The following is a 19,240-nucleotide window of genomic DNA, read 5'->3' on the forward strand; positions in this document are numbered from 1 at the left end:
TTAAAGGTGCATTAACAGCACTCTTTGTGCCCATGCTAGTGAAACGCTCGACCCGACTTTACGCCTAGCGCTTTCAAAACCTTTGCTAGCGGACAAAAACCTGTAAAAGACGCCTGCAGCAGGTTGAGGCCGACAAATGCTGTGAGAAGCATCCACCACGCACTCACTTGCCAAGCAAGCAGTACCGACAACAACACGACTGTGCCAGCAAACGCCATTACAACCCGATCAATGTTCATATGAGAGTCTCCTTTAAATATAGTGTATTACTAATATCTAATATATAAAGCCAAAAAAAAGACATAGGGTGGAAGACCCTATGCGCAGTAAATCGAATGCAAGGTCTCTAAGATTTGCAGTGCATGAGGGTCTTCAACCCGGTACCACACCGTCGTTCCTGTTTTGCGGTATGTCACGATCTTTTGCTCACGCAGTTTCGCTAAATGTTGCGAAAGTGACGACTGCGACAACCCTACTTTTTGCTCGAGTTCACCGACCGACATTTCACCTTTCACTAAATGACACAAAATCATTAGCCGATGACTATTTGCCAATGATTTTAGCAAGGCTTCCGCTTGGGAAGCGTTTTTTTGCATGTCTTCAATTGAAATCGTAATCATAAGCCTATTATATTAGATTTATCTAATTTATCAAGTGGGTCTGATTTACAAGGTAGGCTTGGAAGAATACACCCCCTATTCGCTGTAAAACAAGCTTCAATACCGACTAAAGTACTATTTACATGTAAAGATTGTTCTTTCACTCAGTTAGCTTGCGCTAACCACCTGCTGACGTTGTTCATCAATACCCATGGCAAGGACGATGGGCGCTTCTTTCTGACGTTGAATAAAGTCTTGTTTACTCCGTATGTTCTGCCATGAATCAGTGATTAACGCTTGTGCTACCGCTCCGCCCATAGTGCTTCCCGGCCCTGTGAGGATGATCACATCAGGCGCAAACTCCTTTACCGCAGTTAATACAGCCGTACTAAAATCGTAGGTTTCGCACACTTGATGTACCAAGGTATATTCACGCAACGCCGTTCTGTCTGTACCTAGGGGTTGCCAAATATGTCCGCGGCCATCGATCATGGGCAGGCTCGGTGCTGTGAAAAATTCCGGGCTGAATCGCTGTAAGGCCTGCGTGCTGGCCTCGGCCATTAGAGGCGTATGAAAGGCACTGTGCCCCGACAGCACAAGCGGATATCGGTCTTGCGTTGGTGGTAGCACTGCCGCTGCATTCTGAATTGCGGCGGTGGTGCCTGCTAGCACTTGATAACCACCAAATCGAATCGATGTGTAGAGTTTTTTATTGGAATCGGTTTCTGCGAGCAAGGGCTTCATGCGCGCATCTAATGTCGGGTCAAAGCGCCAATCATCGTCGACGTTGGGATATAACAGCTGACCGCCTAAATCGGCAGCGTTGGTGATTGACGCCATGTCGCTGACCAACTGAAATCCGCGCCTCGCATCCAACGCGCCGGCGCACGCTAAAGCAATATACCAACCCATTGAATTACCCGTCACACCGACGATATCAAAACGGTCGTGGTCGATGGCCTGAAAATCAGCGAACGCACAGCTATAGATGAGGGGGGCCGCATTATCAGCGTGCAAGTGCAACTTGGCACTAAATTGAGCTGCTGAATCCAGTTCCTGAATCCTTGGTTGATTGTCTTGGCGAAGGTCATCAAAATCATCTAAGAGGGCTTTTTGCTTGGAATGGTAACGGCTTAAATAACCTAGCTCTGAGCGATTATAGGTTCCGCGCCCAGGACAAATAACAAGTGCCCTTTGTTTGCTCACAGATGCCCGCGTCATCACTGTTTTCCTCTCTGGCTATCTGGCGTTGTCGGCGCTTGAATTAATTGGCGGACTGCACTCACTATTCCAGCCCGACCTGGCAGCACATGATATGCCGCCTTAGCCAGCGGTATAAAGGAATCGTCGGCGCAAATGCGCCCCAGTAGCGCTGGGCAATTTGATTCTTGTAAACGTGTCCAAAGCTCTTCAGAAACCGAGCCCGTTTCCCGACACTCATCCACAATCAATACGTGCTCGCTTTCACCAATGGCCGCGAGCAGGCTTTCCATGGGAAGTGGATGCAGCCAATTCAAATCTATCACTCGTACCGCAATGCCCGAAGCCGCCAGATCGTGCGCGGCTTGGCGACTGAGGTAGTAACCATTGCCATAAGACACAATGCAAACCTTCGCCGACTCACCTTCTTCGACAACACTTACTTGACCAAATGCAATACGTTCCTTGGGATCTGGATAATGGAAACTCCATTTACCATCGCCCACCTCGAGTAAATCTCTCTGATTGTAAAGTGCAATTGGCTCCAAAAAGACAACAACGCGCTTTTGTTCTTCCGCCAGACGAATAGATTCCCTTAATAAACGCGCGGCACTTGCCCCATTTGACGGACATACCAAAATAACGCCAGGCAGATCCCGAAATACCGCAAAGCTATTATCATTATGAAAGTGACCACCAAAGCCGCGTTGATAAGCCAACCCGGCGATACGAATCACCATCGGATTAGAAAACTGACCTGCACTGAAGAACGACAAGGTAGCCGCTTCACCGCGGATCTGATCTTCGGCATTGTGAACATAGGCGAGGAATTGAATTTCCGGAATCGGAATAAATCCATTATGGGCACAGCCGATTGCCATGCCCAGAATACTTTGCTCGTCTAACAGCGTGTTAATAACGCGGCTCGGTCCAAACTGTTGGATTAACCGGCTCGTTACACCGTACACGCCCCCTTTTTTGCCAATATCCTCTCCCATCATGACGGTATTGGGATATTGCCCCATAATATCGAGCAACGCCCAATTAAGGAGTTTATTCAGGCTTTGTGGCTTGCCTAGGTTATGTTTTTCATGAGCAAACAACGCGGTTCGCGTTTCTTTGCTGAGCGCTGGAGGCCCTTCCGAATGAGGATATTCGGGGGCAATTGACGCCATCACCGCTTCTGCGTTTGCCAACTTCGGACGTTGCGTCGCCTGTTTACCAACGGCGCGAACACGTTCAAACAAGGCACACAGGTACTCCCGCATTTGCTCTTGGCTGGCAATGCCATAGGCTTCAAGTAAAGCGAGACTGTTGCGTAAGGGATCATTGAGTTCGTTATGGGCAATTTGTTCTTTGCTTAAATAGGTCATTTCCGCATCGGAGCCAGCATGTCCGTATAAGCGAACGCATTTCATGTGTAAAAACACTGGCTGCTTGCGTTTGCGAGCAATCCGCTCGGCTTCTCGAGCAGCCCGATACACGTCCAACAGGTTACGCCCGTCGCAGCTTAAATAATGGAGCCCGGGCCGATGCTTGAAGCCTGCTTCAATCCACCCATAAGGCGTCCGTGTACTAATGCCAATGCCATTATCTTCACACAGAAAAATAATCGGCATAGGAACATTCTGGTAGGCCGCCCAACAGGTGGCATTAATGGCGCCTTGAGCAGTGCTATGATTTGCAGATGCATCACCAAAACTGCACACCACCAAACTATCCGTGGGTACTTCCCCGCGGTGTTGTAATCGCTTGGCAAGGCCAATACTGTGCGCCATCCCCGCCGCTTTCGGCAGGTGCGATGCAATAGTGCTGGTTTGTGGGGGCACCATAATAGCTTTACTGCCAAGTACTTTATGGCGCCCTTGGCTAATAGGGTCATCTTCGCTCGCGGCAAAGCTGAGTAACATGTCATAGATCGGCGTTGTGCCCGGTACTTGTTTTTGTCGTTGGATAAAAAACGCGCCGGATCGATAGTGTAAAAACGCCATATCCGTGGGTCGTAGGGCTGCGGCCACGGCGGTGTTACCCTCATGACCGGCAGAACCGATGGTGTAAAAACTTTCACCCGCCGCTTGCAGCTCCCGGCTATGCAAATCCAACACGCGACTTGTCAGCTGGGTATCCACCCAAGCAAATAAATCCGCAGCCGTCAGTCCTAATCGTGTCAGGTCTGGTAAATGCTCGGGTGCGGGTAGCGGCGCATCAAAAAGCGATGCAAGTAACCGATCTTGCAACGGATAATCTTGACTCATCAGTGGTTAGCTTCCAAATGCTGCTAAACCCGTTTGCGCACGCCCTAAAATCAATGCATGCACATCGTGTGTTCCTTCGTAAGTATTCACCGCCTCAAGATTCATGACATGCCGGATAACGTGGTATTCATCGGCAATGCCGTTACCGCCGTGCATATCGCGGGCGACCCGAGCGATGTCGAGTGCTTTGCCACAACTATTGCGCTTGATTAAGCTAATCGTTTCCGGCGCTAAGCTTCCAGCATCTGCCATACGACCGGCTTGTAGCGCCCCGAGCAGGCCCAAGCTAATCTCCGTTTGCATATCTGCCAGTTTCTTTTGAATGAGCTGAGTCGCCGCAAGTGGCCGACCAAATTGAATGCGATCAAGTGTATATTGCCGTGCCGCATGCCAACAGAACTCCGCAGCGCCCAAGCTACCCCATGCAATACCGTAACGCGCTTTGTTTAAGCAGCTAAACGGGCCTTTTAAACCTTTCACTTCAGGGAACATGTTTTCCGATGGTACAAACACGTTATCCATAACAATTTCACCCGTAATGGACGCGCGCAAACTAAATTTCCCTTCAATTTTTGGTGCGCTTAAACCTTTCATGTCTTTGTCCAAGACAAACCCGCGAATTTCACCATCGAGTTTCCCCCACACCACAAACACGTCGGCAATCGGGCTATTGGTAATCCACATTTTTGAGCCCGTCAGTTGGTAGCCGCCGTCAACTTTCACTGCTCGAGTTTTCATACTCGCTGGATCTGAACCTGCGTCTGGTTCGGTGAGACCAAAACAACCCACCCATTCGCCTGACGCCAGCTTAGGCAAATACTTCTCCCGCAATGCATCGGTGCCAAACTCATAAATGGGATACATCACTAAAGAGCTCTGTACGCTCATGGCACTTCGATAGCCGGAGTCAACACGCTCCACTTCTCGGGCAATTAAGCCATAGCACACATGATTCACGCCAGCGCCACCGTAATTTTCTGGAATGGTAGCCCCAAGTAAGCCCATCTCGCCCATTTCGTTTAAAATCGCTCGATCAAAATGTTCTTCTCTATTTGCCATGAGCACTCTTGGCATTAGTTTTTCCTGACAATAGGCATGGGCGCTGTCGCGTATCATGCGTTCTTCATCAGTGAGCATTGAATCCATCAGGAAAGGGTCTTCCCAACTAAAAGCGGCGCGGCTACTCATGCATTTTTCTCCAGCTTCGTTTGGATAATAAGGTGAACGTAAGGGTAGGTGTGGGCAAACACACGCAAGTTGTTTGTACAACGTACTATATGCACTGGTTAAAAAAAATACCCCAGAGGGGAAATCTGGGGTATTTCTTACTGATAAGACCAACCGTTAACGACTTAATTTCCAGAGCGGTCGATGAATATTTGCAGTTGAGATTCGTCCGCACGCTCGAGCACCATCATCATGACTTCATCGCCAAACATATCCAAATTACGCACTTCCGATGACAATAAGCGCATATTAAACGCACGGTCATCCTCTAATGGGGTCACCATTAACCGACACATAGTCGCACGGCAATCGGCGCTATCGAGTTGAAAATAGCGCAACCCCTCCACTGTAAGAAAAATATCTTGCAGTGAGGTTTCTGAGGCATAAGCCCAATCTGGATCGACATCTTCGTCGCTAAAGCGCTGCTCTAGGTTCTCGAGGTTCATCATGCGCGGAGTCGGCGGCAATGAATCTTCCCCTACTTCCGGCGCAGCCTCTTGCTCAGTTAGTTCCTCAAGGTAATCATCATCGTCTTCAAAACCGGCGTCGTCATTGCTTGCGAGGGTCGTTTGGTCATTGCCGTTTCCAGCCCGTTGTGTCAATAAAAGGGTAAGCGCCCGGTTTTCTGCTTGCAGCTCATCAACCAGCGCCTCTAAATAATAAATGCGACGGTCTCTACCTTCAGCTGGCTCTGCCGGACTTATGCTTTCAACTTCTGTTGGAGCCGTCGCAATAGCAAGCTGACGCTCCATAGTTTCCAAATCACTCCTAGTTTGCCAGAGCACAATTGCGAGTACCGAAATAATAGCGATGTATGTCCAATGCATAAATTTTTTCACAAATTTATCCCTCTCAATGTTCCACTCTGTCTATGGTAGTATATTTCAACAGGTTCGCCTTACAAAGAAGTAACCACGGAGCTTGTTATGCCCCACGACACGCAAAGCATGAATCAAACACGGCAAAGCTTTACCGGCTTGGATAGCGTGTGGGTATTTGGTTATGGCTCCCTTATTTTTAAAGCGGATTTCCCCTTTATTGAGCGCAGACCCGCTCGCATTGATCACTGGCAACGCCGATTCTGGCAAGGGTCCCACGATCATCGAGGCACGCCCGACGCTCCCGGGCGCGTGCTGACGTTAGTTGAAGTTCTCGGGAGCAGTTGCAAAGGTATGGCTTATCGCGTTCATCCTGATGTTTTCGCCCATCTTGATCACCGTGAAAAGAATGGATATTTGCGTTTTGAAGCCCCTTTTCACTTCGATGATGGCAGCGAAGTGAATGGATTGGTCTATATTGCATCTGATGATAACGCTGCATGGTTAGGTCCCGCTTCCGAGTGGGATATTGCTCAGCATATTGCCGCAAGCGAAGGGCCTAGCGGACCCAATGACGAATACGTGTTGCGGTTGGCACACGCCCTGCGCGAACTCGACGAAGTAGACGCCCACGTTTTTGCCATCGAAAGCCATCTTCAGCAGCTGAAGCTAGCCAACGCACAGACGCCTTAGCGCGCCGCATACCAAATAAAAATCAAGGCAAAACCAATCAAATAAGTAAGCCCTACCCATGCCCATAGATGCAGAAATGTGCGCCTTGCGTGGTTTTCACCGCTTCCCCGAACGAGGCTAAAATTGAGCCACGCAAAGAACGGGGTGGTTAAGAAGGCCGCCGTCATTGCAAAGGTCAGCATCGGGCTCAGGGCTCCTCGGAAGAATAGAATGATTACCATGCCTGCGGCCGCTTGCGCCAACAATAGCCACGTATAGCCACGCCGACTGACAGCTACATTGGGCGTTTCGACATCTAAGCGTTTGGTTAACAATAAACCGCTCAAATGCAGTCCTCGAGCATAGCCATCGAGTACTGTAATGGTGGTGCCAAACATACAGAAGAAAGCGACCAAGGCCACGATCCAGCGGGTCCATTCGCCCAAACTTTCCGCATACATATTTACCAGCTGTTGTGCGAAAGCAACACCTGCCATCGCAATTTGTTGTTCACTGCCATGCTGCACCAATGCGCCTAATGAAAGAAAGCACAATGCCAAGAATGCGGTGACCCAATAACCGAGGTTGAAATCAAACAGTCCGCCGCGACGGGATACGGGCACAATTCGGCGCTTTTCCTGCACCCAAATGGAATTAATCACTGAAATCTCGATCGGCGCTGGCATCCAACCCATCATCGCCACAAGAAATCCGAGTGCAGCCAATTCCCACGGAGACGGACTCACAAAATCCGCCGGCACTTGGGATCCCTGAGACATCGCAAAAATGACCGCAAGTACCGTTAATGCGGCTAATATCACCATCATAACCCGCGCTAAGGTGTCGAGTACCCGGTATTTTCCGAGCAACAAAATAAGCAAACACACCATCAGAATAATAGCGCTGAGAATGAGCACATTGGGTCCGTGTGGAATCACGAAGTACAACATACTGGCCGTGAGCAACAACACCCCGGCTGTATTCACCACAGCTGCGACAATGTTAAGTAACAGAAATGCCCAGAGATAACCGCGGCCCTTGCGAAAATAACCGTGCAGTAAACTCTCGTTATGGGTCAGGGTGTAATCAACACCAAAGCGGAAGAAAGGATATTTTAAAACGTTGACGAGTAAGATAAGCCCCGCAAGCTGCCAACCAAACAAAGCCCCAGCTTGAGTAGAGGCCACGAGATGGGAGCCACCGATGGCCGCTGTCGCCATAAGAATTCCTGGTCCTATGGCCTTCAGAACAGAATCATTTTTCATTGTTATTATTGCTCTGGAATAAGGGTAAGCGCCTTTTTTATCATAACCGGCAGAAAAACCAAACTCGGTCATTTCCTACAACGGAACGCCAGACATAAAAAAACGCCCACCGAAGTGGGCGTTTGCATTAGTACTAAAGCATTTTAGCGTGTTTGCGGAACACGGATTTCAACAGACAGACGTGCTTCAGTCCGACGGTTGCGTGCGTTCGCAGGTAAGCTAATTTCGTTTACGATTGGCTGGCTCATACCGTGACCCACAGTGCGGATACGGCTACGATTGATGCCATGCTCGTTCACCAAGATATCTGCTACAGCGCGTGCACGACGCTCTGACAGGTCTTGGTTGTACTGAGCAGTACCAATTAAGTCGGTGTGACCGTGCAAGGTAACTTCAGTATCTGAATGCTCTTTCATGAAGTCTGCCAAGCGACGAATATCACCACGATAGTCGGTGGTTACGCGCGCTGAATCGAACGCGAAGCCAACACGCAGTTCTTGCGTAACTTGCTCAGTGGTGTACACAGTACAGCCACGCTCATCAACGACATGACCACGTGGGGTGCCTGGGCACTCATCACGGTAATCTGGAACGCCATCACCATCTGAATCTGTAGTACGATCAATTGGATCTTCTTCTACAACAGGTGGAACGTCGTCACGAGTACGCCAGTTCGTTAGCAATGGGCCTGAGTTACCGATACGGTAATTTACTGCACCCACGATTTGCTGATCGTCAAAGTCAGACGATGTAGCTAACGCATACTCAGCGCGCCAGAACCAACGGTCGTTGATATCACGCATGTAGCCCACTGTACCGCGGTACATGCGGTCACGATGAAACTGAACTTTCGCCTGACCCATACCAAGGCCCAAGTAGAAGTTCTGATTCACGTGAAAGAGTAAATCGGTACCCATCAAGCGGCCGTACGACGTGCTGCTCGCTCCGTCGACACTTGCCTCAACGTAGTCCACATAAGAACGAATCGAAATACGGTTCGTAAGTGGTACAGAAAACTCCAAGCCCGGTTGCGGGGTGTTGAAGCTACTGTCGAGGTTAAACGGCGCACCGTTATTAACGTGTAGACGATCTGAATCAAACTTGACCGTGCTCAACCGCACGCCCACTGCCAGATCATGTGTACCTGAGTAATTTTCCGCTACTGCCGGGGCAGCTAGCATTAAGCCTGCTAACGCAGGAATTGCAATTCCAACAATCTTATTCATAAGGGGGTCCTTTTCTACCTTTTGTTACTCCACAACATTCCGCTGGCTTGGGGGTTAACCAGTGAAACTCCGGCAACAAACATGCGAGATTGCAGTCTATTAACCAAATTCATTACGTTCGTAGCAGTATAACATTTAACCTAAAAACGTCAAAGAACGCTGACAATAATTGACAACGACAACAATTCATTCCTTACAACGCAGTTTTGGAATTAAGCTGTTGTTATTGTCGCATTTTAGCAAACTGCAGAAAGATTGCATGATTTGCTACGTTAAATTTGTGTCAACGTTTGCTATAGAGACCGTTACCCATTTGTTAAAATTACTCGTCTCGACGCAACCAATAGAGCCTATACCCCTCGTCATCCATGCTCTGGATGCTTAAGCCAGGAATGTGACGTGCTTCTTCACGTGCGGCAGCGCTCGGACTACCTCGAAATTCAAGCACAACCCCGTCAGGAATGCGCAACTGCCAATTCGATTCAACCGCAACGGCGAGCAATCCGTCCGTTTCTTCTGTCGCATTCCGCGCATAGTCAGCGATCACTTGTCGCACTTCTGCATCAGAAGCGTAAACCAAAGTGCTACCGTCTAGATTGGGGAAATTCCCACCGCCACCGGCACGGTAGTTATTGGTGGCCACCAAAAACCGTTGTTCCTCAGCAATAGGCGCTCCTTGATAGCGAAGATTATAAATACGATGACTGTCTGGATTCTGCAGGTCGCCTTGCGTCGAATAACGTGCGGGCTGCGTGGGGTCTATCGTATAGGTAATGCCAGTGAGCATATCGAAGTTATAACTTGGAAAACGGGCAAACAAAGGTTGCGGGCTATTCAGCTCAGGATCAATGTGACGAAATGCATTCGCTGACATTTCTAGCCATTCCCGAATTTGTTTTCCCGATAGCTCCACCACTTGCAATGTATTTGGGTACACATACAAGTCTACAAGGTTGCCTAAGGTAAACGGACCAGCTTCAATTAAGGTGTAATCTTCTGGGCTTTGACTGCCATTTCGAAAGGGTGCCGCCGCCGATAGTACGGGCAGGCTAGCGTCGAGTTCACCTTGCTGTTGAAGCTGGCGGACATACCACGTTTGTGCGTCATTAATTAGCTGCACCGACGATTCAGGGCGAATTCGAGCAAACAAACTCGATACCCGCTGCTCTAGTTCTCCTAACGGCGTGTTTAGCATGGCTAAGGTGGCCGCTTGCTCGGTTTCGAGCAACGCAATTAATGCATCGTCTTTACGGTTGTCGATGGCGCGCACCTGCACATCGCTCTGAGCGACACGCCAACCGCCGCTATACGCTTCGAGTGTAAGATCAATAATGCCTAAGTGGTCACCCCAATAACCTGGCGATACCGCAGGGATGCCCCGTACATAGCCGCTAACATTATCTACTTCCGGTAAATCGTTATAGGCCGGTGAGCCTGGAAATAATTGATGTTGATGGCCAAATAAAATGGCGTCAATACCTGATACGCCTGCAAGCTGATAAGAGGCTTGCTCAGCAAATTTCGGGTAATCGGAATAGATCCGAAGTCCGGAATGGGGAACTGCAACAACAATGTCCGCACCTTCCGCTTTCATTTTGGGGATAAAATGCTGCGCTGCGGAGACCATGTCGCGAACTTGAACTTTATGGCGCAGATGTTGCGCGTCCCAACGCATGATTTGCGGTGGAACAAAGCCAATTACACCGATACGAATGACATGTGTTTCACCCCGTTGATCAATAAAATCACGATCAAGAATGACATAAGGCGGCACCAACGGCTCACCCCAGGATCCTGAATATTTACCGGAAGTTTCCGGTGAATCCGCGTAAAAAGCATTGGCACTGACGAAGGGAAACGTTGCATCTTCGATCGTCGCTAATAGAAATTCAAGTCCATAGTTAAACTCGTGATTCCCTAAATTTGCGACATCATATTCCAGATAGTTCAGCGCTTTGATCACCGGATGAACACGACTCTGTAAATAATCCGTGCCCCGCCCCGCTGTCCAATCACCTAACGCGCTGCCTTGAATCAAATCACCGTTATCGATAAGAACATGATTGGGGTTCTCGGCCCGTGCCTCATGAATGAGCACGGCCGTGTGCGCAAGGCCGTAGGTATTCGTTTCTTGCTGGCGAAAATAATCGTAACCGAGCATATAGGCGTGGAGATCAGTTGTCTCGAGCAGGCGCACTTGAATACGAGCGGGCTCATCGTTGTTCTCTGGGATATGGCTTCCCTCACTACAACCCACCAGCGTGAGTATCATGCAGGTTGCTATCAGCCCTAAATGGTGTTGTATACGGTTCATGGTTATTTATCCGCGTTTAGCCAATCTAAATGATGGTTCGCCGGTGGCTCGAATAGGTCCTGTACCGGCATAAATGCCTCTTTTAGGTTCGTATCGAGCTGCCAAGGTGGATTAAAAATCAGCATCCCCGAACCATACATGCCTCGTGTTTCAGTACGTTCTTTGTAGATGAACTCGCTGCGAATGCACGGTGTATCTAGCTGCTGTAACTCACTAAGCATGGCGTCATGCCGAGCCGCCGGAAGCAAGGGATACCACACCAATATTACCGCATGACGACAGCGTTTTAATGCGCGACTGACGGTGGCGCAAACCTGAGTATATTCATCTTTCACTTCGTATGCCGGGTCAATCAGCACCAATAAACGAGGCGTTTTCGGGGGCAAGTGGTTGATTACCCCCTGCAACCCATCGCCATACACAACAAATCCTGTCTTTTTGGAATCAACTTGGGTTAGTTCATCGTGCTCAGTCGGGTGCAATTCATACACGGTATGGCGATCAGTCTCTCGCCGCTGGGATGCTACCCACGCCGGGGAGCCTGGATAATAACGAAGTTCTTGTGGGCTGGGCGGACGCTGGTGAGCGTCATCTATCACCGCAAAAAACGCCGACCATAATTGCTCTTGGGATGTCGCCGTTAACGCATCTCTGGCACCTAAAATACGGGCTATGCCATCGTGAAATTCACCATTTTTTTGAGCCTGCGGCCCACTTAAATCGTACCACCCACGCCCGGCATGGGTATCGAAATAATGCATCGCTGACGACTTCTCATGCATACGCCGAATCACCGCTAACAGCGTGAGATGTTTATGTACATCAGCCGGGTTTCCAGCGTGATAACCGTGTTGGTAACTCAGCACAAGAGGTCCTCTTAAAAAGATACTTTCGCCATAGAGTACCGTGAATCGCCTTTATTGTCCTTACTCTGTGAGCTATAAACAAGACTCGTTCCTGAAGTTGGTAAACACGTATGGCGTTTATGAAAAAAGCACTGGTGGTGTATCCTGCCGACCAGTTTCCTTTGCTTGAAAAGATTCATTCTTTCGCGCTCACCCACGACATCAAGCTCATTGATGTGACCGAGGATGAATTTTTGGAGCGACCGGGGCAATTTACCGACCAAGCAGACCATGTTATTGCGTTAGTGACCGATCAAACTGCGGCGCAATTTATTGATATTGCCAAAACCCTGAACTTCTCGTTGGGCTTCGTTCCACTGATTGCGGGGGGCCCGTTAGCCACATGGTTCAAACTCCCCAAACAACAAGACGACGCTATTCGACTGGCGTTCGAAGACGATCCAGAAGCCATTGATATTCTTCGCTGCAATAATGACGTTGTGATTGGCTCTGTTACGGTAGGCGCAACACCTTTTGTGAATCAACGCAGTAGCACTTGGTTGCAACGAGAAAAGAACCCATGGCGTTATGCGCTCTACTGGTTGGCGTTACTATGGCGCAGTGTACGTAACCTATTTGCCATCGAAGTGCTTCCGGCAACGTTGAGCACTGACAAGAAAAAGATTCAAACTGCCTTCACCGGTTTAGTGGCGCTAGAAAACGACGTGCACTCTGCTGCAGCTCGGCTGCTCGACACCACCATAAGCGTGCAAGATAATCGCGTATCTGTCGTTGCCATCGCTCCCAAATCGATTACCCAATACCTTAGCTTTCTGTTTCAGTCGCTCGTTCGCAAAGATACACAACGCAAGTTGCCAAGTTGTATTGGCTACATTAAAACGCGGCAATTACACATCAAGATGGCGAAGCCAGTTCGCGTTGTTCTTGATGGTCGCGCCTACAAAACCGACGATATTTTGCTCGAAATGTACCCGCGTGCGGTACGCATTAATATGAGTGATAGTTATCACGATTTTCATGAAGCGATTGACGATAACAAAGACACCATGCGCATCGATAACTTACCCCAAAGTGAGGAGCGGATCTCCCGCATTTCAAGTCACCTTCCGCTCTTTACCCATGCCCTAGAAGACGATTTTCGTGAGCTTTTCATTCAAATTCGTGACAGTGCACAAGCGCATCCGCATTACCTGGCCCTGATGGTGTTAAGTTCGGTTGTAGCAACCTTGGGCTTGTTCTTAAATAGCATTGCCGTCGTGATTGGGGCTATGGTGTTGGCGCCGCTCATGGCACCTATTGTTGCAGTCGCTATGGGCCTTCTTCGAAGTGAACGCTCACTTACAATTACCAGCCTTAAGACTGTTGCTATCGGTGTGGGGCTTGGCTTATTCACCTCCGCTGTTTTGGCAATGATCGTTCCCGTGCGCGAAATCACCCCAGAAATAGCCGCTCGACTGCAACCCACGTTGTTGGATTTGGGGGTGGCTATCGCCTGTGGCATTGCGGGCGCGTATGCCTACGCCCGAGCGAGTGTTATGCGCAGCTTGCCGGGTGTCGCTATTGCAGTAGCCTTGGTTCCTCCACTGTGTGTGGCTGGTATCGGTGTCGGATGGGGAAGTTGGCCAATGATTTCCGGCGCGGGCTTACTTTTACTCACCAACTTATTTGGTATCGCGGGCGCCGCAGCCCTCACCTTCTTAGTGCTCGGCTATGCTCCGGTACAACGGGCGCGAAAAGGGCTCATTGTTACCTTTAGTTCTGTGGCTGTTATTGCGATTCCTTTGGCCTTTGCGTTCGCAACCATCTATCAGAACTATAAAATAGAGCGATACATCGCAAATCAGCCGTTGCTCGTTGAGGGGCGCATTATTGAGCTGACTAATGTGGAAGTGAGTACTCGCCGCAATACCATCTATATCAGTGCCGACAGCGTGAGCACGCAACCCCTCGACGAAACCAGCATGTTGGAGCTGAAACAGCAGTTGGAAAACCGCTGGGACCGTCCCGTGGTGCTTGAGTTGGGATTTCGATATCGACTGTAAATTTGTGTCACAGCGGCGGTCTTGGTATGTTATCGGGCTGATACCTGATATCAACGCTTCCTAATTTTCATGCGTTGTTGCGAAAGCTGACAGCAAAAACCCATTCAGCTCGTCAATACAGCGCTACTTGCTACAAGAGGAATATTTCATGCGCATTACACTACTTGCGGCCGCGGTTGGTCTTGCCCTGTCGGTGACAGCATGCTCAGACGCGCCGGTTACCCCTGATAGCCAGCAAGACACGCCAGCAACCATTCAGTTAAGTGCTGACAATCCCTTTTTCGCGCCTAGCCCACTGCAATATCAAGCGCCTGACTTCACGCAAATCCGCGATGAACACTACGCCCCTGCGTTTGAAGCTGGCATGTCACAGCAGGCCGCGGAAATGCAAGCTATCGCAAATAACCCCGAGGCACCAAGCTTTGAGAACACGGTACTAGCGATGGAGTTATCGGGCGAATTATTAACGCGAGTATCGCGGGTATTTTTCGCCATGACGTCGTCGACGAGCAACGACGAGATTCGGAATCTGCAAGCGCAACTTGCGCCAAAGCTATCGGCTCATCGAGATGATATCTACTTAAATCCTGCGCTATTTCTCCGTGTTGATACCCTCTATCAAGACCGTCACAACCTCGACCTCGATGCAGAATCGCTGCGCTTATTGGAGGTTTACCATGATCGCTTTATTCGCGCCGGCGCAAACCTCAGCAATGAACAAATGGCTCAGATTCGCGCATTAAACGAAGAAGAGTCGTCGCTGACCACACAATTTGCGCGCAATATTCTCGACGCGAGCCGAAATGCAGCAGTGATTGTTGATAGTGCGGAAGAGCTTGACGGTTTTAGTGAAAGTCAATTGCGCGCCGCGCGCCAACGGGCTGAAGAACTTGGCCATGAGGGCAAGTATGCCATTGCCATCACCAACACCACACGCCAGCCCATCTTGACCAGTATCAACAACCGTGAACTGCGCCAGCGCGTTTGGGAAGCATCGGCCAACCGTGGTTTTGGCCATGATCCAGAAACCGATAACACCGGTGTTGTTTCCCGTTTAGCCCAGCTGCGTGCTGAAAAATCCGCTATTTTAGGTTACGAAAGCTACGCCCACTACGCCCTTGAAGAGCGCATGATCGGCACTCCTGAACGCGCCTACGAAATGCTGCTCGACATGGTACCTGCGGTGGTCGCGCAAGTTGAGCAAGAACAAGCTCTGCTTGAAGCCAAAATTGCTGAACTTGGCTATGACCACAATTTGGAACCCTGGGATTGGGCGTACTATGCGGAAAAAGTACGCCGCAGTGAGTACGATTTAGATGAAAGCGAGGTACGTCCTTACTTTGAATTTAACCGTGTACTCGAAGATGGCATGTTTTACGCCATGACGCGTTTGTACGGCATTACTTTCGAGCCACGTCCTGATCTGCCGTCCTATCACGACGATGTTGACGTGTATGAAGTGTTCGATAAAGACGGCGAAAGCATGGGTATTTTCTATGCCGATTACTTCGCTCGTGATGGTAAACGCGGCGGCGCTTGGATGAGCTCATTTGTTATACAGAACCACCTGAGAGAAGAGCGCCCGGTTGTGTTTAACGTAATGAACATTCCAAAAGCACCTGAGGGTGAGCCGACATTGTTATCTTATGGCTTTGTAAGCACCATGTTCCATGAAATGGGTCACGGCGTGCATGGCTTATTCTCTGATGTCACCTACCCTTCATTGGCTGGAACAGCCGTTCCCCGTGACTTTGTGGAATCACCATCGAACTTCCACGAAGATTTCGCGCATGATCCGGCGATTATTGGTAATTATGCCAAGCATTATGAGACCGGAGAGCCCATTCCTGAAGAGCTTTTGGAACGCGTTCTCAACGCCCTCAACTTTAATCAAGGTTTTGATACGCTAGAATACATTGCTGCGGCATTAGTCGACCTTGATTGGCACTCAATTGCGGCCGGCGAGCCACTCCAAGACGTCGCGGCATTTGAAGCGGCTGCATTAGAGCGTCACGGTGTAAATCTGTCTGCGGTACCCCCGCGTTTCCGTTCCACCTACTTCTCACATATTTTTGCGGGCGGTTACGCTGCGGGCTATTACTCGTACATGTGGTCTGAAATGCTGGCAGCGGACGCTTTCGCCTACCTCATGGCTGAAGGCGGAATCGATGGCCCCGTTGCCCAGAAATACCGCGACACCATTTTGTCTCGTGGTGGCACCAAAGAAGCAATGGAGCTCTACTTAGATTTCCGTGGCCAAGAATATGATACGCGCCACTTGCTGATTCGCCGCGGCTTACTCGACGCGGATGATTAAGCAGCTGAGGTTTTCCATAACGCCTCACTAAACCATAAAAAGGGCGAATTATTCGCCCTTTATTTTTTTCACAAAGGTTACTTATGCAAAAATCACGCTCATTTCTTGTTATCGGAGTCATGCTCGCATCGATAAACCTTGCCTGTGCAACTACCGATACCACAACAAACACTGAAAATACGCAAACATCTTCTGCGCAAACAACGCTTGCCGATTTGCATGATTATATCGAAGCGGGACGTCAGCAATGGGGTATCCCTGGCATGGCTGTGGCCGTTGTTCACAATGATGAGATTATTCATTTGCAAGGTTACGGCGTGCTTAAACAAGGTGAATCTACTCCCGTCGATGGCGATACGTTATTTGGCGTAGCTTCCACCAGCAAAGCGATGACAGCAGCAACCTTAGCCATGTTGGTAGACGAAGGTAAATTAGATTGGGACGACCGCGTTATCGACCATTTACCGTGGTTTCAACTGCAAGACCCCTGGGTAACGCGCGAAGTACGCGTTCGCGATCTATTAACTCATCAAGTTGGCGTAGGTCGTATGACAGGTAATCGGCTTCAGTTTATGCCCACAGCGGATCGCGAAACAGTCATTCGACAGATGCGTTACCACGAACCAGAGGCTCCGTTTCGGTCACGTTATGTATACAGCAATGTGATGTATTCGGTGGCAGGTGAAGTTGCCGCAGCGGTATCGGGTATGAGTTGGGACGAGTTAATGGCGACACGCCTATTTGCGCCTTTGAATATGACCCGTTCCAACACGTCAATTACTCAGTTTGGGAGCGACGACAAGAATATTGCTTGGCCCCACCAGTGGATTGATGGTGAGCTTGTTCCTATCGCACGCCGCAACTTTGATAATGTGGGCCCTTCGGCTTCGGTGAACACCAGCGTGCGCGATATGGCCCAGTGGATACGTCTACAACTAGGCGAAGCCGGCGCATACAAGGGCGTCCAATTACTCAGCCCCGAAGTGATGGCAGAAATGCACACACCACAAGTGACTACCGGGCGCTCTGACCGAGAGTCTGCAATTCGAGGATACGGTTTAGGCTGGAGTCTGGATGAATACCGGGGGTTGCGATTAAGCCAACATGGCGGTGCTACCGATGGCTTTAATACGTCACTTGTGATGGTTCCCGAGCTTGATCTTGGCATCGTCGTTGTCACCAATACCTTTACCACGTATCGGGTTGCTGTAGTGAATGAGATCATTGATCGAGTGGCCGGTTTCGAGCCAAGAGACTGGAATAGCGAGGTCTATGACCAATACCAAGACCGTTATCAACAGGTGTCAGAAGAACGTGCAAAAATTCACGCCGCCCGTGAGCTAAATACACAACCTAGCGTGGCGATAGAGAACTTGGTGGGTAGATACTATGACCCGCAATATCAACATGCGACCGTGTTTATGAATGACCAGGGCGGTTTATCCCTCGAGTTTTGGGATGACGGTGTCTCCATTCTTGATCTTGAACACTGGCATCACGATACCTGGCGTGCAAGTTGGCGAAACCGCGCGCAACGCGAGAAGTTTGTGTATTTTACGCGAGATGACAAGGGTGAGGTTGCGAGCTTAAATGTACGCTTCACGCTGCGCCCAGCATTATTGCAAGTGGGTATTTATCCAACATCTTATTATCGCGATGTCAGCTTTAAGCGCGTGCAAGATAAACCGTAACGCAAAGGGAAACGCAGTTACTTAGTCGTCTAGAACGCGTGACCGAATGCGTTTTATGGCTTGGCTATGTAGCTGCGATACCCGCGACTCAGTCACACCGAGCACAGCACCTATTTCTTTTAGGTTTAACTCTTCTTGGTAATACAAAGCCATCACCAACTTCTCTTTCTCAGGCAGGGCGCCGATCGCTTCGGTAATGTGTGAGCGGCGCTCCTCGCTAAATAATGCTTCCGCTGGTGACCAGTCGTTATTTCTATCTTCAGAATCGCCCGACTGATCGGTCACCACTTCGTCATAAGAAAGCACTAACCCATTGTTCGTGTCGTTCAGAAGCTTATAGTAGTCCGCAAGCTCCATTCCTAACGCATCGGCAATTTCACGCTCTTCTGGGGGCCGTCCGAGTTGTTGTTCAAGCCGTCGCACACAGGCTTCCACTTCGCGACCAGAACGTCGCACGCTTCGCGGCAACCAGTCACGGGATCGCAGTTCATCAATCATCGAGCCACGGATACGCTGGTGAGCAAAAGTAGAGAAAGCCACCCCGGCACTCGCATCAAAGCGGGTTAAGGCATCCAGCAAGCCTTCGAGGCCCGCTTGAATTAAATCATCCAAGTCGACGCCCGCGGGCAAACGCACTTGCAGCGATAGTGCCTGACGGCGAACCGTCGGGTAATATTGCTGAATAACTGCGTCTCGATTTAATTTACCTTGCGCCGTATACATAGTGCTGTTTTTGCCTCACTTGTTG

General features: G+C 49.7%; 15 protein-coding genes. 4 read left to right on the forward strand and 11 right to left on the reverse strand.

The genetic code is table 11. The annotated features are described in order from the left end of the window. Window positions 1–35: 35 nt before the first annotated feature. From HXZ99_RS06255 to HXZ99_RS06280, 6 genes are all read right to left on the reverse strand, one after another. Window positions 36–239, reverse strand: coding sequence for a YgaP family membrane protein (locus tag HXZ99_RS06255; protein WP_194756424.1), 204 nt, complete (start codon window positions 237–239; stop codon window positions 36–38). 78 nt (window positions 240–317) lie between these two features. Then, the gene (locus tag HXZ99_RS06260; protein ID WP_194756425.1) at window positions 318–620 is read right to left on the reverse strand and encodes an ArsR/SmtB family transcription factor; all 303 of its coding nucleotides are present in this window, start codon (window positions 618–620) and stop codon (window positions 318–320) included. A 147-nt stretch (window positions 621–767) separates the two neighbouring features. After that, a complete protein-coding gene (locus HXZ99_RS06265; protein ID WP_194756426.1) occupies window positions 768–1,820 on the reverse strand; it encodes an ACP S-malonyltransferase in 1,053 nt (350 codons plus the stop codon). Next, window positions 1,820–4,054 (reverse strand): dehydrogenase E1 component subunit alpha/beta, encoded by a 2,235-nt coding sequence (locus HXZ99_RS06270; RefSeq protein ID WP_194756427.1) that lies wholly within the window; start codon window positions 4,052–4,054, stop codon window positions 1,820–1,822. Before HXZ99_RS06270 ends, HXZ99_RS06265 begins: the two co-directional genes overlap by 1 nt. Window positions 4,055–4,060: 6 nt before the next feature. Beyond that, window positions 4,061–5,242, reverse strand: coding sequence for an acyl-CoA dehydrogenase (locus HXZ99_RS06275; protein ID WP_194756428.1), 1,182 nt, complete (start codon window positions 5,240–5,242; stop codon window positions 4,061–4,063). A gap of 164 nt (window positions 5,243–5,406) precedes the next feature. Continuing rightward, window positions 5,407–6,120 (reverse strand): hypothetical protein, encoded by a 714-nt coding sequence (locus HXZ99_RS06280; RefSeq protein ID WP_194756429.1) that lies wholly within the window; start codon window positions 6,118–6,120, stop codon window positions 5,407–5,409. Between the two features lie 87 nt (window positions 6,121–6,207). Between HXZ99_RS06280 and HXZ99_RS06285 the strand changes: the two genes are divergently transcribed. Then, window positions 6,208–6,792, forward strand: coding sequence for a gamma-glutamylcyclotransferase (locus HXZ99_RS06285; RefSeq protein ID WP_194756430.1), 585 nt, complete (start codon window positions 6,208–6,210; stop codon window positions 6,790–6,792). On the opposite strand, the gene HXZ99_RS06290 is transcribed toward HXZ99_RS06285, so the two are convergent. From HXZ99_RS06290 to HXZ99_RS06305, 4 genes are all read right to left on the reverse strand, one after another. After that, window positions 6,789–7,991 carry an NRAMP family divalent metal transporter gene (locus HXZ99_RS06290; protein ID WP_228517731.1) on the reverse strand — a complete coding sequence of 401 codons (1,203 nt, stop codon included), beginning with the start codon at window positions 7,989–7,991 and terminating at the stop codon, window positions 6,789–6,791. The genes HXZ99_RS06285 and HXZ99_RS06290 overlap by 4 nt on opposite strands. A 188-nt stretch (window positions 7,992–8,179) precedes the next feature. Then, a complete protein-coding gene (locus HXZ99_RS06295; RefSeq protein WP_194756432.1) occupies window positions 8,180–9,262 on the reverse strand; it encodes an OmpA family protein in 1,083 nt (360 codons plus the stop codon). A gap of 322 nt (window positions 9,263–9,584) precedes the next feature. After that, window positions 9,585–11,576 (reverse strand): bifunctional 2',3'-cyclic-nucleotide 2'-phosphodiesterase/3'-nucleotidase, encoded by a 1,992-nt coding sequence (locus tag HXZ99_RS06300; RefSeq protein WP_194756433.1) that lies wholly within the window; start codon window positions 11,574–11,576, stop codon window positions 9,585–9,587. Between the two features lie 2 nt (window positions 11,577–11,578). After that, window positions 11,579–12,442, reverse strand: coding sequence for a 23S rRNA (adenine(2030)-N(6))-methyltransferase RlmJ (locus HXZ99_RS06305; protein ID WP_194756434.1), 864 nt, complete (start codon window positions 12,440–12,442; stop codon window positions 11,579–11,581). Between the two features lie 119 nt (window positions 12,443–12,561). Here HXZ99_RS06305 and HXZ99_RS06310 point away from each other — a divergent pair, with 119 nt between their 5' ends. The 3 genes from HXZ99_RS06310 to HXZ99_RS06320 all read left to right on the forward strand — a co-directional run bounded on the left by HXZ99_RS06310 (window position 12,562) and on the right by HXZ99_RS06320 (window position 18,492). Then, entirely contained in the window at window positions 12,562–14,484 is a 1,923-nt protein-coding gene (locus HXZ99_RS06310; RefSeq protein ID WP_228517733.1) for a DUF389 domain-containing protein, read from the forward strand. Between the two features lie 148 nt (window positions 14,485–14,632). Then, complete coding sequence (locus HXZ99_RS06315; protein ID WP_194756436.1) at window positions 14,633–16,801, forward strand: M3 family metallopeptidase; 2,169 nt, start codon at window positions 14,633–14,635, stop codon at window positions 16,799–16,801. 83 nt (window positions 16,802–16,884) lie between these two features. Next, window positions 16,885–18,492, forward strand: coding sequence for a serine hydrolase (locus HXZ99_RS06320; protein ID WP_194756437.1), 1,608 nt, complete (start codon window positions 16,885–16,887; stop codon window positions 18,490–18,492). 21 nt (window positions 18,493–18,513) lie between these two features. On the opposite strand, the gene HXZ99_RS06325 is transcribed toward HXZ99_RS06320, so the two are convergent. After that, entirely contained in the window at window positions 18,514–19,215 is a 702-nt protein-coding gene (locus HXZ99_RS06325) for an RNA polymerase sigma factor FliA (protein ID WP_194756438.1), read from the reverse strand. Between the last annotated feature and the right edge of the window lie 25 nt (window positions 19,216–19,240).

The sequence above is a fragment of the Aliidiomarina indica genome, assembly GCF_015354615.1.
Classification (GTDB): Bacteria; Pseudomonadota; Gammaproteobacteria; order Enterobacterales; family Alteromonadaceae; genus Aliidiomarina; species Aliidiomarina indica.

Bases quoted from the DNA above. Each gene is read 5' to 3' on its own strand.
- HXZ99_RS06290 (WP_228517731.1), bottom strand. From the start codon at position 7,991: ATGGCGACAGCGGCCATCGGTGGCTCCCATCTCGTGGCCTCTACTCAA.
- HXZ99_RS06260 (WP_194756425.1), bottom strand. From the start codon at position 620: ATGATTACGATTTCAATTGAAGACATGCAAAAAAACGCTTCCCAAGCG.
- HXZ99_RS06265 (WP_194756426.1), bottom strand. From the start codon at position 1,820: ATGACGCGGGCATCTGTGAGCAAACAAAGGGCACTTGTTATTTGTCCT.
- HXZ99_RS06255 (WP_194756424.1), bottom strand. From the start codon at position 239: ATGAACATTGATCGGGTTGTAATGGCGTTTGCTGGCACAGTCGTGTTG.
- HXZ99_RS06315 (WP_194756436.1), top strand. From the start codon at position 14,633: ATGCGCATTACACTACTTGCGGCCGCGGTTGGTCTTGCCCTGTCGGTG.
- HXZ99_RS06320 (WP_194756437.1), top strand. From the start codon at position 16,885: ATGCAAAAATCACGCTCATTTCTTGTTATCGGAGTCATGCTCGCATCG.
- HXZ99_RS06300 (WP_194756433.1), bottom strand. From the start codon at position 11,576: ATGAACCGTATACAACACCATTTAGGGCTGATAGCAACCTGCATGATA.
- HXZ99_RS06270 (WP_194756427.1), bottom strand. From the start codon at position 4,054: ATGAGTCAAGATTATCCGTTGCAAGATCGGTTACTTGCATCGCTTTTT.
- HXZ99_RS06285 (WP_194756430.1), top strand. From the start codon at position 6,208: ATGCCCCACGACACGCAAAGCATGAATCAAACACGGCAAAGCTTTACC.
- HXZ99_RS06275 (WP_194756428.1), bottom strand. From the start codon at position 5,242: ATGAGTAGCCGCGCCGCTTTTAGTTGGGAAGACCCTTTCCTGATGGAT.
- HXZ99_RS06295 (WP_194756432.1), bottom strand. From the start codon at position 9,262: ATGAATAAGATTGTTGGAATTGCAATTCCTGCGTTAGCAGGCTTAATG.
- HXZ99_RS06325 (WP_194756438.1), bottom strand. From the start codon at position 19,215: ATGTATACGGCGCAAGGTAAATTAAATCGAGACGCAGTTATTCAGCAA.
- HXZ99_RS06310 (WP_228517733.1), top strand. From the start codon at position 12,562: ATGAAAAAAGCACTGGTGGTGTATCCTGCCGACCAGTTTCCTTTGCTT.